The organism is Prevotella sp. Sow4_E9_plate, assembly GCF_052116205.1.
In the GTDB taxonomy this organism is placed as follows: Bacteria; Bacteroidota; Bacteroidia; order Bacteroidales; family Bacteroidaceae; genus Prevotella.
In genome coordinates, this window is sequence record NZ_JBQKLN010000026.1 from 39,770 (window position 1) to 52,500 (window position 12,731).

Consider the following 12,731-nt stretch of genomic DNA (forward strand, 5'->3'; position numbering starts at 1 on the left):
TTTATCGACACGAGACACTTTGTTTCATACCATGAAACAGTTTGTTTCAAGCCTAGAAACACTCTGTTTCACCCTGTGAAACAAACCGATACGTTGCATTCCCGCTTTCGATACATCGGCAGGGGATTGTGCTTTATTCGTAAACGAATCCGATTTCTTCTGCATAATGATCATAGGCAGGTTCCCCATAACCATATTCAGCAAAGACTTTCTTCACCTGCTCCTGCATTTCCGGCGTAAGATGTTTCTCCCCCCGATGTACACGATAATAGGTAGTACGGTTGCCCAGAACATCCATGACGCGGTACTTGATGGTCTGCATTTCGACATGTTTTACCTGGTCGTAGAGATGGGAAAATCCCCATGCTGCCTTGAACTGGTACACACGCATGAAATGGGAACAAGATGCATGGAGGTTTGCATCGGGATAAACAGCATTTCCGGCAGTAACATCATCGGGTTTGAACTTTGCCGAGATGAATCGGATGCATTCTGCTGCCCGAGGACAATCGGCATTGAAGCAGTACATCCAATGATAATCTACCAGACTTTTGATAAACGCAGGATCATTAAGATTTAATTCCATAAAAAATAAATTTTTAATTAAACATTAGGTTTCGCAGTGGTTATTGCCATTGTGGAATCTGTGTTGTCAACACTCCGCAAAGATACAAAATTTTAAAGCCAGATGCAAGCTTTGTCCCGAAAACTTTCATCTTTGTCCCGAATCACGTGCATAAAAAAAGCACTTTCAGCAAGAAGATAAGCTGAAAGACGTGATGGATAAAGGCAATAAGTGATGGATAGCATGATGGATTTTGTAAACATTTCGGCTATCTATCACGCCATACAAGAGAGACAACCACCTCATTATCAAATGATTAAAAATTCAAAAAGAGAAAATGTGAGGGATGTGAGGGATAAAAAGAGAAAAAACGATTTCCGTTTTTGTTGTTCTCTTATTATCCTGAACGCCAAATCGGTAAACTTTTTAAATTCTGCCTAAACCTGTCCTCTTCCAAAAGCCCAGAAAATGAGGGCGGCAGAGGCTGGTGCAGCATGTGTTCCTACATACTGGCGCATTTTGGGTAATAAAACTGAAGCCACTTACTCTCCATTAACGACCGCTTGTAATCTAAAACTTGCCCATTACCCCCAAACGCCGAAAATCCCATTTGCAACTTGTAGAAAAAATGGCTAAATTTGCAAGGAAACATTAATACATTTATAGAAAAAACAAGGTTACTAATTATTTAATAGATAAATACAATGAGAAGATTAGTTTATTTATTAGTGCTATTTGTTATGTTTATAACATCAGCCAGGGCAGAGATTTTTTATTCTACACTTAAAATTGGTGAACAAACCACACTAAATGCCTATGCTTCACCTTCCTCCAATCATTATATCAGCAAGTATGAATGGCGGTTTCCTTCAGTTTGTGTAACAGCCGCAGGAGGAGGCTCCAGGTTCGATAGCTATTGTACAATATTGGCAACGGGAGCAACCAAGTACGTTGCAGGTGGACGGGTAGAGGTAAAATGCCATGTCTACCAAAGGGAATATGGGCATTCAATAGACACGCCGTTGACAACTGTGACATTCGTAATAACGGTGAATGAAAATGGAGGCGGAGAGATAGAAGGGGGAACGGATATCAAGCTGGTCAGCTCCTCGCCAAAAGATGGAGACACGGATGTCGATGTAAACGTGAAACCTGTGCTACAATTCAATCAGGCGGTATCATATGTGAGCAACAAGCCTATATCCCAATGGATCAGGCTAGAAACAGACTATGGTTCAAAAATATACGTTGACAGCCATTTCGCAACCAATATAAAAGCCGATGGAACATCAGAAACCCAGGTAACCATCACACCTCAGAAGACACTTGAGGCTGGCACTCACTACACGCTGATTATACCAGCTGGTAGCCTTAAACTCAGGAATGGATCTCAAAACAGCAACGAACATAGGATAGGATTCACAACGAAGGATGTAAACACATCGATTGCCAACCCTGTCTTGAAAGAAAGCAAGAAAGGTCAGGTATACGACATGAGTGGCCGGCGCCTGAATGCTCCTAAAAAGGGCATCAACATCATCAATGGTAAGAAATATATCTGTAAGTAATAACGAATTTAAAGCTGAGCTATCGGCATGACGGGCACAAATCATGAAAAAAATACATTTTTCTTTAATGGCGTTTCTCATCGCCTTGTTGACAATGTTTTCTTTTACCGCTTGTTCTTCGTCTAGCGAGAATGAAGATGAAATTGAAGAAACAAAATCCGGTATTGAGGGATATTGGATTTGTTTAGAAAGCGTTCGTCAAAATGTAAAAAATGCCTATAATTACAATCCAAACGACTATACCGAAATTTTATATTTTGGAGCTTATTGGTCTGATGGCGTTTTATGGGGAGGTGGTGAAAGTTGTATTTATTTATGGCATTTTATTAATGCCAATACTGTTCAGCGCATTTGTTTTCAGATATACCAAAACAAAAATGATAATGCCTTTTATAAAGAAACAAATACTCAATATCCATTTTATCTTGCAGAATTTTCTGATAGGTATATATATACCTATGTTATTGCTAATAATAAAATTGTTTTATCAAATGGAGATTTGATTACTCTTTTGAATGGAAAACTTTATTGGGATGGGCAAATGAATGGATATGAAAGAGTGAATGGTATAAAAATAAAATAAGTGCCTTGAACCTTTCCTAGAGGAAGGTGACAGGTCTCGACAGGAAACTAGACAAGCAAGGAGGGGGATTACTGAATTTTAATGTTTTCCCCCACCTTGATTTTCACTTCATAGAAACTGGAACCATATCCCAGCCAATAACCCAAAGCACCCTGAACATTCGACTTCAAATTGGAGTTGACAGGCATCAGGGGAATTCTGGACAAGGCTGCCATATCTTCGAAACTGCGCCAAAAGGCATAACCTTCCTCACCTAATGAAGAAAACTTTACCCTTACTATTTCATTCTCCTTAAAAAAAGGAGTAAAATCTTTCTGTAGATTATCCCTACCCCGTTTTACCGAAATTCTTCCCTCTTCTCCTATCATTCCATCGTCAAAAAGGCCTAATTCAGCAGAATACATTTCGTTCTGATTTCCTACAGTCTGCGTAAAAAGTTTGCATTTTCCTCGATAAGACGTATAGGCATAAAGTTGGAAAAGACTATCTACATCAGTAGGTTCTACACGAAAGGAATCAATTTTTGCAGACACCGGAATACGGGTCGTTGCTTCTGCCACCTTGCCATCCGAAGCCTCTACCCTCAAGACATACTCCCTTCCTTCCACGCCACGCATATCAAAAGTGGTATAGATAAAAGGTGGAAAATATCTTTTATCATACCTCCCCGCCAAGACCTCTGTTCTTTCACCATCAGAAATGGTAATTTTCGCCCATCTGTCCATATAGCGAGAAAGGCTGTCTAATGACAGTTCATCCTTACCCAAAGGAATCGTTTTAGTCAGTTTTACGATAGGAAAACCACCAGCATCAATCCACCCTTCAACTACCAATTGCGATTCATCTGACGTAGAAACATCCTGGCTACATCCTCCAAATATAAAAGATAAAGCCAAGACGATTATGACAAGACTATTGTGACTGATTTTCATAAGCAGATGTTTCAAAATTTACAATAATAATTGATAGAAGGCATAATAGGCATCAAGAACTTAAAACCATTATATCTCACATGATTATCATACACCTTGATACGATAGAACAAATCATTTCCGTGCATCGTAACATTATAAAGCGAGAAATTTATTCCGCTACGAACGCTGCCCTTCGTTGCAAAATCATAACTTACCGACAAATCAAGACGCATATAAGGTTTTACCCTATCTCCATTATGAGGTCCATATTCCGTTACAAGATTGCCCGACATTAAATAAGCATAATTCACTTTAGTATAAGGGGTTCCGGAAGCCAGCACATAGGTTGAGCCTAAACTGACACGGCGATTTATACGATAAGTAGCTACGGCATTCAGCTCGTAAATACGTTCATGCCCGGCAGGATACCATCCCTGATATTGTTCGCCATCAAACTTTCGCATGGCGCGCCCCAAGGAACCACTCAGCCATCCCGTCAGTTTTCCCCTTCGTTTTTCAAGGAGAAGATTTAATCCATAATTGTAACCCTTGCCATGCAACAAGGAGCCATCAAAAGAATAAGAAGAGAAAAGGATATCAAACATATTGCTATTGTTCTCTATCTGGTTCATCAACCATTTATAATAAGTTTCCACACTCAACCGGTATTCCTTTTCGGCAAACCAGAATTCACCTTGCAAGGCAGCATGATAGGCATATTGCGGACGATGATTCTGATCGGCAGCAAACCAGAATTCGGTGGGAAGTCCAGCCGAAGAAAAGCCAGTCTGAAAAAGATACTGGTTACGGATGCCCAAATTGAGATTCAGTTTGGCTGATTGCGACAGGTCGTAATTAAACTTAAGATGAGGTATAACCCGATAAAAAGATTTCTGACAATGATAACCAGAGACTCTAGCACCCAGTTCCATCAAGAGATTTTCTCCCAAAGGTTGAGGTCGGCGCCTTTCAGATAGCAGCATTTCGCAACAATCAGTCTTTTCCATTGCTCTACCAGTTCCGGCTTGCCTCCGCATTTCAAGTTTCTGATTTGCAGAATCATCGAGTCGGGCTGGCTTTGCATCATCTGCTGATGCTGGGTTACAAACTCATCGATGGGTCTGTACCAGGAGTCATCCTCCTTTTTCTCTGAGGAGCACGCTGCCAGCAGCATCATGCATCCCATCAGCCATAGCCAGGTATATTTTTTCAGTTCTGTCATAAGTCTGTTTGCTTTTAGGTTGGTTTTTCGGGAAGATTATGATTCTCCCCTCGTTTTCTTATCGGCAATATACATACCCATCAGGATGCAGGCAGCACCCACCAGGAAATAAGGGGTGATTTGCTCATCAAGTACCCACGAAGCGAAAATCATCGTCGTTATCGGATTGAAATACACCCAGTTGGTTGCCTTTACCGTTCCGAGCTTGGAGATGCACCAGTTCCACGTCAGGAAGCAGATCATGGAAGCCAGACAGCCCAGGAAGAGCAGATTGCCGATAACCTGCGGACGGGTAAAGACTTCCAGAGGAGGAAAGCCCGGGATGATGAGATAATAAGGCAAGATGGTGAGTACGCCATAGAAGAAAACCTTTCTCGTAATGAAAGCTGCACTATAATCTCCCGTTACCGACTTCATCAGGAGCGAATAGATAGCCCAGCACATGCAAGCCGTAAACGCCAGAGCATCACCTACCGGAGAGAGATGGAGCACAAATCTGCCGTTCAATACCACGATGATCATACCCACAAATGCCAGAAGAGAACCCAGCAGCTGGACGATATGAATGCGGTTGGAATCCTTATAGACCATACGCACCAGCAGGGTGGCGAAGAGCGGACAGGAACACACAATGAGCGAGGTATTGGTGGTAGTGGTGAAGTTCATCGCCTCGTTCTCGCTACAGAAATAGAGCGAACCGCCCGTAATGCCCAGTAACGCCATCTTTAACTCATCCTGCCAGGAATCGGCAAAGAGACGGCGATGGTTGAAAGCCAGCATCAGTATGTAGGCGATACTGAAGCGCAGGGTAAAAATCTGGGCAGGCGACAGCCCGTTCAGCATCAATACCTTGGTAGATACGAATGTTGTTCCCCATATAGCCACCGTCAGGAAGGCGATCAGGTGATAGAATATGTTGCTATTTTGAGTATTCATCATAAATTTTCATTTTTATTTTGCAAAATTAAGACTTTTCTGTGGATAAACCAAGAGTTCTACTTGATTTTTTGTATCTTTGCAGCATGATTTTTCATTCCATAGACCAAGCCCTGCTATCAGGCATTGACATTCCCGAGCGCATGAACAATCCGCTCGATTATCAGCCTCATCCTCTTTGCATCGCCGTATGCAAGGAGCTGCAAACCTATCTATCGGAGCGTGAAGACTGGCGAGAGGAGATAGATAAAGGAAAAATGTTTGGCGTACTCATCGTTGAGAATGCCCAACCTGCATCAGGTGCCCCAGAAATAGGTTATCTTGCCGCCTATAGCGGACAGATAGGAGGAAGAAGCGACTGGGACGACTTTGTGCCTGCCGTTTTTGACTATCTGCAGCCCGACGGATATTTCAAGACCCACGAGGCTGAAATATCCGGCATTAACCAGAGCATCAGGAAATTGGAAGCCAACACCCACATGAAGGAAGCCAAAGGTCTCATCCTGCAACTGCAGGAAGAGCGGAAGCATACCATCGCTGCCTATCAGGAAAAGATAAAGAAGGCGAAGGCAAAACGTGATGCCCGACGGGAAGCAGGAAGTCTCAATCCGGAGGAAGAGGCTGAAATGGTAAAGGAAAGCCAGTTTATGAAGGCAGAACTACGCCGACTCAAGAAATCGCTTTCCGAAAAGACCAGCCTTGAAACGGAATACGAAGCCTATCAGGCGGATATTCTTAGCCTGAAGCAACTGCGCAAGACATTATCTGATGCCTTGCAGCAATGGCTGTTTTCGCAGTTCCGCATGCAGAATCATGAAGGCGAGAGCAAAGACCTGCTGGAGATTTTCAGAGATGCAGCCCTCAGGGATTATCCGCAAGCCACTATTGCAACGAGCAGAATAGCAGCCCTGAAGATGGTGCCACCTGCCGGAAGTGGCGAATGCTGTGAGCCTAAGCTGCTGCAGTATGCTTATTCTCTTGGCTACAAACCCTTGCAGATGGCTATGTTCTGGTGGGGAGAGAGTCCGAAGGAGGAAATCCGTCATCATCTTCACTTCTACCCAGCCTGCAACGGCAAGTGCAAGCCGATATTGCAATGGATGCTGCCAGCTTCCACCTTCGAACCGGCTGCCGTAGACCTCTCTCTATATAATAAGGTGGAAACGCTTTATGAGGATAGAGAAATTGCGGTCATCCATAAGCCCGAAGGATTGCTGTCTGTACCGGGAAAAGACGCAGCCCAGCCTTCCGTCTACGCCCTGATGCGCAGCAAATATCCGGAGGCTACCGGTCCGCTAATCGTTCATCGCCTGGACATGTCAACCAGCGGCGTGATGATGATAGCCAAGACAGAGTTTGCCTATCATCGGCTGCAGAAAGCGTTTCTGAATCATCAGATACAGAAGAAGTACGTTGCCATCATTTCGGGAAAGGTTATTCCTGAAAAGGGAATCATCTCGCTTCCTCTAATGCCCGATTATCTGGACCGTCCCCGTCAGATTGTAGACCATGAGCAGGGCAAGGAAGCCATCACGGAGTATGAAGTACTGGAACCTGTCGACGATTCCCATCTCCGAATAGCTCTCTATCCGAAAACCGGCAGAACCCACCAGCTCAGAGTGCATTGTGCCCATCAGGAAGGACTGAAAGCGCCCATCCTCGGCGATCCGCTCTACGGCAACGAGAAGGCTGCCCGACTGCATCTCCATGCAGAAGAAATAACCTTCGAGCACCCATTGACTGGAAAGAAAATGACCATAACAAGAAAGGCTGATTTCTAAATCTGATTTAGGCACGGATTAAGCTGATTTAGGCACGGATTACACGGATTTATGGCGCTAATGTGAATAAAGCGTATTTATAGTATCATAAAAAAATCCGTGTAATCCGTGCCTAAAAAATTAAAAAGCCGTGCCTAAAAGTTTACCCCGTTTCCTTTCAGACAAAGAACATCACGATGACCTGGGCTATCACCACTCTGATGAACATGCCGAGCGGATAAACCGTAGCATAACTGATGCTAGGCGTATCGCCATCCAGCGTCTCGTTGGCATAAGTCAAAGCCATCGGATTCGCCATACTGCCACAGAGAATGCCGCAGATGCTTCCGAAGTCGTACTTCTTGGTCTTCAGGATGATAAGGCCCACAATAACTACAGGCACTACCGTGATGAGGAAGCCGATGCCTACCCACATCAAGCCTTCTGGACGAACCACCGTCTCGAAGAACTGTCCACCTGCCGACAAGCCCAGACAACCGAGATAGAGGGCAAGACCCAGTTCTCTCAGCATCAGGCCCGCACTACGGGTCATATAAGAGATGAAATGCACACGAGGTCCGAGCGCACCAATCAGAATACCCATCACGATAGGACCACCCGCAATACCCAGACGCACCGGAGCCGTCATTCCCGGAATGTCCAGAGGAATGGTTCCGATGGCAAGTCCGAGGATGATTCCGAGGAAGATGGCGCCCAGGTTAGGCTCGTTCAAGGTCTTCACGGCATTTCCCAGGAACTGCTCTACATGGTCGATACTCGTAGGGTCGCCCACCACCGTCAGACGGTCGCCGTACTGCAGACGGAGGTCATCGGTAGCCAGCAGACGGATATCACCACGCAGCACTCGGCTCACGTTGACGCCATAGGATTTTCTCATCTGCAGGCTTCCCAGTCGCTTGCCGTTCAGTCCCGGACGGGTCATCACGATGATGCGGCTTTCCACCTTTGCATCAATCGCATTCCAGTCTACCTTATCATTATTCCACTCCTTGTTCACCTTTTTTCCGAAGAGAATCTGCATCGCCGAAACCTCATCCTTATTGGTAACCACGAGCACATTATCATTGGTATGGAGAACCGTATCAGCCTGAGGCACAATCACCAGCTCTCCTCTCCATACACGTGAGATGATGAACTTGCGATGGGTCATCATCGAGATTTCGGCGATGGTATTGCCATTGAGTGCCGGGTTCACGATGACGTACTGTCCGATGGCTGTATGGTCGTCTTCATCGGCACGTCGGATTTCCAGGTCAGCCGGCTTGACGAAGAGCTTGCGCAGGAACATCATCGCCAGGATGACGCCCACCACACCCAGCGGATAGGTGACGGCACAGCCCAGGGCTGCCCCACCACTAGGCAATCCCAACTGCTGCAGCGCCTGCTGGGCAGCACCCAGAGCCGGCGTATTGGTAGTAGCACCACAGAGAATGCCCACCATATCAGGCAGGCTCACGGGCAGCACCAGGCACAGGGCGAGCGAGAAAACGGTTCCCACGGCGATGACAGCCAGGCTCCAGAGATTGAGCGAGATGCCCTCGTGGCGCATCGAACCGAAGAAGTTAGGACCCACATAGAGTCCCAGCACATACACGAACATGGTGAGTCCGAAACTCTCGGCAAACTCCAGCATGTTCTCATCGATGGTGAGTCCGAGATGACCCGCCACGATACCCACGAAAAATACGAAGGCTATGCCGAGGGAGATTCCCTTGACATGAATCTTGCCCAGGGCAAGCCCCAAAGTACAAATCAATGAAAGAATGACGATGCCCTGCACCGCCGAATGCACGTTGATTAAATTATCAAACCACATAATATAGTCTAATCTATTCTCTAGATAATGTTCAAATTATTTAAATCCGGTGCAAAGGTACATTAAAATACGAATACCACCAAAAGAAATCCGGCTTTTTCTTCTAAATATTTGCCATAAAAGCAGAATTAAAAGAAAAAATTCTGAAATACTCAAAGTTTTTTTGTAACTTTGCAGTCGTTTTAAATAGAAAAAATGAAAGATATTTGTTGTATCGGTCACATTACCAAAGACAAGATTGTGACCCCGAATCGTACTGTATACATGGCAGGCGGAACTTCCTTTTACTTCGCCTACGCCATCAACCAGTTGCCCAAGGATGTGAGTTTTTCACTCATCACGGCAATGGACCCAACAGAGAAAGAACCTGTTGAGAAGATGCTCGAAGCCGGCATCGACGTTACGTTGAACCCTTCCCGCAACACGGTTTTCTTCGAAAACATCTACGAAGAAGACCAGAACAAGCGCAAGCAGCGTGTACTTGCCAAGGCTGATCCGTTCACCATCAGGCAGCTGGAGCATGTAGAGGCCAAGGTTTATCATCTGGGCAGTCTGCTGAGCGATGATTTCTCGCCAGAAGTAGTGGCTTATCTTGCCGGCAAGGGTAAGGTTTCCATCGATGTGCAGGGCTATCTGCGCGAGGTGAGAGACGAGAAAGTTTACGCCATCGACTGGAAGGACAAGCTTGATGTACTCAAGAACACCTACTATCTGAAGGTGAACGAGACGGAGATGGAGACCATCACGGGGCTGAAGGAGCCACGCGAGGCCGCCAAGCTGATTCATTCCTGGGGCGTTACCGAGGTAATCATCACCCTGGGAAGCGAGGGTTCTCTGATTTATGTAGACGACACGTTCTACGAGATTCCAGCCTATGCTCCTCATGAGGTGGTGGATGCTACCGGATGCGGCGACACCTATTCTGCCGGTTATCTCTACAAGCGACTGCAGGGTGCCACTCCTACCGAGGCTGGCAAGTTTGCGGCTGCCATGTGCACCATCAAGCTGGAGCACAACGGTCCGTTCAACCGCACCATCCAGGACGTAGAACGCGTCATGAAATAAATTTTAGATAATTTATCCTATTATCTTCTTATTTTTGCCTGAATTGGTGTAACTTTGCATCCAATTATGGAACAGATTTCACCAATTCAGGCATTATTGCAACAACGCACCCTGCTCCAGCTGGAGTATTATACCGAGAAAGAAGCCTTCCGCAAGCTCACCGAACAGATGGGAATGCAGCGAAAGGTGAAACGAGGTGACGCCTGGTTCCCGCTCCGTGTGGGAAAAAGCTTTTATAATTCGCTGAACCAAACAGCCATTGAGGTCTTCCGTACCTCTGATCAGGATATCGAGCACAATTTTGAGTTCGGTCGCCCCGTCATGTTCTTTATGGTCAAGAAGATGGGCAAGAATGAGAACCAGGGCAGTACAGCCCTCCAGCAGTCAGAAAACGCTAATCAAAAAGTTCAAAGTTCAAATCTCAAAGTTCAAAGTAATCAAAAAATTCAAAGTATAAAATATTTTTCCTTTACGGGAACCGTAAGCTATGTGGATGGCGACAGAATGGTGATTACCGTTCCCGATTCTGCCCCATTGCTCGACTTGCAGCAATCTACGGAGCCTATCGGCGTGCAGCTATCCTTCGACGAAACCAGCTACAAACTGATGTTCGAGGCCTTGGACCGCGTGATGAAGGCGAAGAACAACCGCCTGGCTTATCTCCGCGATTTATTCTATTCCCATCAGAAGGCAGGAAGATTTTCCTTCGAACCGATGGAGTTCCCTTGGCTCAACCCTACCCAGGAAAGGGCTGTGAATGAGGTGCTTTGGGCAAAGGATGTGGCCATCGTTCACGGACCTCCGGGAACCGGAAAGACCACAACCCTGGTGGAAGCCATCAACGAAACCCTGATGCGAGAGACTCAGGTGCTGGTGTGTGCACAGAGCAACATGGCGGTGGATTGGATTTCTGAAAAACTGGTGGATAGAGGTGTGAATGTGCTCCGTATCGGAAACCCTACCCGTGTGAACGACAAGATGCTGGGCTTCACCTACGAGCGCCGTTTCGAGAGTCATCCCGACTATCCGCAGCTCTGGGCTATCCGCAAGGCTATCAGAGAATTAAGAAAAAACAGGAAGAAAGGAAGCGAGAACTATCATCAGAAGATGGAGAGGCTGAAGAGCCGTGCCGCCGAAATAGAAATCCGCATCAATAGCGAACTCTTTGGCGAGGCGCGTGTCATCGCCTGTACCCTGGTAGGTTCTGCCCACAGATTGCTGGAGGGAATGAAGTTCGGCACCCTCTTTATTGACGAGGCTGCGCAGGCTTTGGAAGCTGCCTGCTGGATTCCTATGCGAAGAGCCAGCCGGGTGATTCTGGCGGGCGACCATTGCCAGCTGCCGCCTACCGTAAAGAGTATTGCGGCATTAAGAGCCGGCCTTGGCAAGACCCTGATGGAACGCATCGCCGAAAACAAGCCCGAGGTTGTAACCCTACTGAAGATTCAGTACCGCATGAACGATGAAATCATGCGATTCTCCAGCGACTGGTTCTACGGGGGCAAGGTGGAGAGTGCGCCACAGATCAAATACCGAAGCGTATTGGATTACGACCATCCGATAACGTGGATTGATACTTCGAACGAGGAGAATCAGATAACGATAGAAGGAGAAGATGTTCCTGAAGATTCTGCTTCCACATCATCTTCTGTATCTGCAGCCAATCAGAATTCTGATTTGAACTTCAAGGAGCAGTTTGTGGGCGAGAGTTTCGGGCGTATCAACAAGGCAGAAGCCGAGCTAACCCTGCTCACCCTGGCGGAATACTTCACCAAGATAGGCAAGCAGCGGGTATTGAGCGAGAGCATCGACGTGGGCATCATTTCGCCTTATCGTGCCCAGGTGCAGTATCTGAAGAAGCTCATCAAGAAGTATGAGTTCTTCAAGCCTTACCGCCGCCTGATCAGCGTAAACACGGTGGACGGTTTCCAGGGGCAGGAAAGAGACGTGATACTCATCTCGCTGGTACGTTCCAACGACGAGGGACAGATCGGATTCCTGAAAGACCTCCGCCGCATGAACGTGGCGATGACGAGAGCCCGAATGAAGCTCATCATCCTGGGCAACAAGGACACGATGACGAAACATCCTTTCTACAAGAAACTGTGGGAGTATGTGGAAGCAATCAATAATTATGAATAAGATGGGAAAGCTGTTGTCATGAACGTAATATGCTGCCCCTCAAAAAGTAGACACAGAAAGGTGGAAAACTGATGGAAAATGATTACCTTTGCAAGCAGATAGAGTTGTGTGCCCTGTAGAGAGGGCGTAGCCCGAACGT

General features: G+C 46.3%; 11 protein-coding genes. 5 read left to right on the forward strand and 6 right to left on the reverse strand.

Annotated features, from left to right (window positions below):
- Positions 1–133 precede the first annotated feature (133 nt).
- The gene (locus tag ACTQ53_RS10875) at positions 134–586 is read right to left on the reverse strand and encodes a DUF6078 family protein (RefSeq protein WP_118151447.1); all 453 of its coding nucleotides are present in this window, start codon (positions 584–586) and stop codon (positions 134–136) included.
- 1,010 nt (positions 587–1,596) lie between these two features.
- Here ACTQ53_RS10875 and ACTQ53_RS10880 point away from each other — a divergent pair.
- The gene (locus ACTQ53_RS10880; RefSeq protein WP_294971598.1) at positions 1,597–2,133 is read left to right on the forward strand and encodes an Ig-like domain-containing protein; all 537 of its coding nucleotides are present in this window, start codon (positions 1,597–1,599) and stop codon (positions 2,131–2,133) included.
- Between the two features lie 43 nt (positions 2,134–2,176).
- Entirely contained in the window at positions 2,177–2,716 is a 540-nt protein-coding gene (locus ACTQ53_RS10885; protein WP_294971600.1) for a hypothetical protein, read from the forward strand.
- A 68-nt stretch (positions 2,717–2,784) separates the two neighbouring features.
- Here the strand turns inward: ACTQ53_RS10885 and ACTQ53_RS10890 are convergent, their stop codons facing one another.
- From ACTQ53_RS10890 to ACTQ53_RS10905, 4 genes are read right to left on the reverse strand one after another with little or no spacing between them, the layout of a single operon-like run.
- The gene (locus tag ACTQ53_RS10890; RefSeq protein ID WP_441933033.1) at positions 2,785–3,648 is read right to left on the reverse strand and encodes a DUF4249 family protein; all 864 of its coding nucleotides are present in this window, start codon (positions 3,646–3,648) and stop codon (positions 2,785–2,787) included.
- 11 nt (positions 3,649–3,659) lie between these two features.
- On the reverse strand, positions 3,660–4,637 hold the full coding sequence (locus ACTQ53_RS10895) for a hypothetical protein (RefSeq protein WP_441933034.1): 978 nt from the start codon (positions 4,635–4,637) through the stop codon (positions 3,660–3,662).
- Positions 4,562–4,852: a hypothetical protein gene (locus ACTQ53_RS10900; RefSeq protein WP_294971607.1), complete on the reverse strand. Its 291-nt coding sequence runs from the start codon at positions 4,850–4,852 to the stop codon at positions 4,562–4,564. The genes ACTQ53_RS10895 and ACTQ53_RS10900 overlap by 76 nt, the downstream gene beginning before the upstream one ends.
- A 36-nt stretch (positions 4,853–4,888) precedes the next feature.
- Complete coding sequence (locus ACTQ53_RS10905) at positions 4,889–5,788, reverse strand: DMT family transporter (protein WP_441933040.1); 900 nt, start codon at positions 5,786–5,788, stop codon at positions 4,889–4,891.
- Between the two features lie 86 nt (positions 5,789–5,874).
- Here ACTQ53_RS10905 and ACTQ53_RS10910 point away from each other — a divergent pair, with 86 nt between their 5' ends.
- Positions 5,875–7,569, forward strand: coding sequence for a pseudouridine synthase (locus ACTQ53_RS10910; protein ID WP_441933035.1), 1,695 nt, complete (start codon positions 5,875–5,877; stop codon positions 7,567–7,569).
- A gap of 157 nt (positions 7,570–7,726) precedes the next feature.
- On the opposite strand, the gene ACTQ53_RS10915 is transcribed toward ACTQ53_RS10910, so the two are convergent.
- A complete protein-coding gene (locus ACTQ53_RS10915; protein ID WP_441933036.1) occupies positions 7,727–9,385 on the reverse strand; it encodes a putative transporter in 1,659 nt (552 codons plus the stop codon).
- 195 nt (positions 9,386–9,580) lie between these two features.
- On the opposite strand from ACTQ53_RS10915, the gene ACTQ53_RS10920 reads away from it, so the two are divergent.
- The gene (locus ACTQ53_RS10920) at positions 9,581–10,450 is read left to right on the forward strand and encodes a PfkB family carbohydrate kinase (protein ID WP_294971614.1); all 870 of its coding nucleotides are present in this window, start codon (positions 9,581–9,583) and stop codon (positions 10,448–10,450) included.
- Positions 10,451–10,516: 66 nt separating this feature from the next.
- On the forward strand, positions 10,517–12,592 hold the full coding sequence (locus ACTQ53_RS10925; RefSeq protein ID WP_441933037.1) for an AAA domain-containing protein: 2,076 nt from the start codon (positions 10,517–10,519) through the stop codon (positions 12,590–12,592).
- Positions 12,593–12,731: the final 139 nt, after the last annotated feature.

Coding starts and splice junctions, on each gene's coding strand:
- ACTQ53_RS10875 (WP_118151447.1), bottom strand. CDS start 586: ATGGAATTAAATCTTAATGATCCTGCGTTTATCAAAAGTCTGGTAGAT.
- ACTQ53_RS10885 (WP_294971600.1), top strand. CDS start 2,177: ATGAAAAAAATACATTTTTCTTTAATGGCGTTTCTCATCGCCTTGTTG.
- ACTQ53_RS10890 (WP_441933033.1), bottom strand. CDS start 3,648: ATGAAAATCAGTCACAATAGTCTTGTCATAATCGTCTTGGCTTTATCT.
- ACTQ53_RS10895 (WP_441933034.1), bottom strand. CDS start 4,637: ATGGAAAAGACTGATTGTTGCGAAATGCTGCTATCTGAAAGGCGCCGA.
- ACTQ53_RS10900 (WP_294971607.1), bottom strand. CDS start 4,852: ATGACAGAACTGAAAAAATATACCTGGCTATGGCTGATGGGATGCATG.
- ACTQ53_RS10905 (WP_441933040.1), bottom strand. CDS start 5,788: ATGAATACTCAAAATAGCAACATATTCTATCACCTGATCGCCTTCCTG.
- ACTQ53_RS10910 (WP_441933035.1), top strand. CDS start 5,875: ATGATTTTTCATTCCATAGACCAAGCCCTGCTATCAGGCATTGACATT.
- ACTQ53_RS10915 (WP_441933036.1), bottom strand. CDS start 9,385: ATGTGGTTTGATAATTTAATCAACGTGCATTCGGCGGTGCAGGGCATC.
- ACTQ53_RS10920 (WP_294971614.1), top strand. CDS start 9,581: ATGAAAGATATTTGTTGTATCGGTCACATTACCAAAGACAAGATTGTG.
- ACTQ53_RS10925 (WP_441933037.1), top strand. CDS start 10,517: ATGGAACAGATTTCACCAATTCAGGCATTATTGCAACAACGCACCCTG.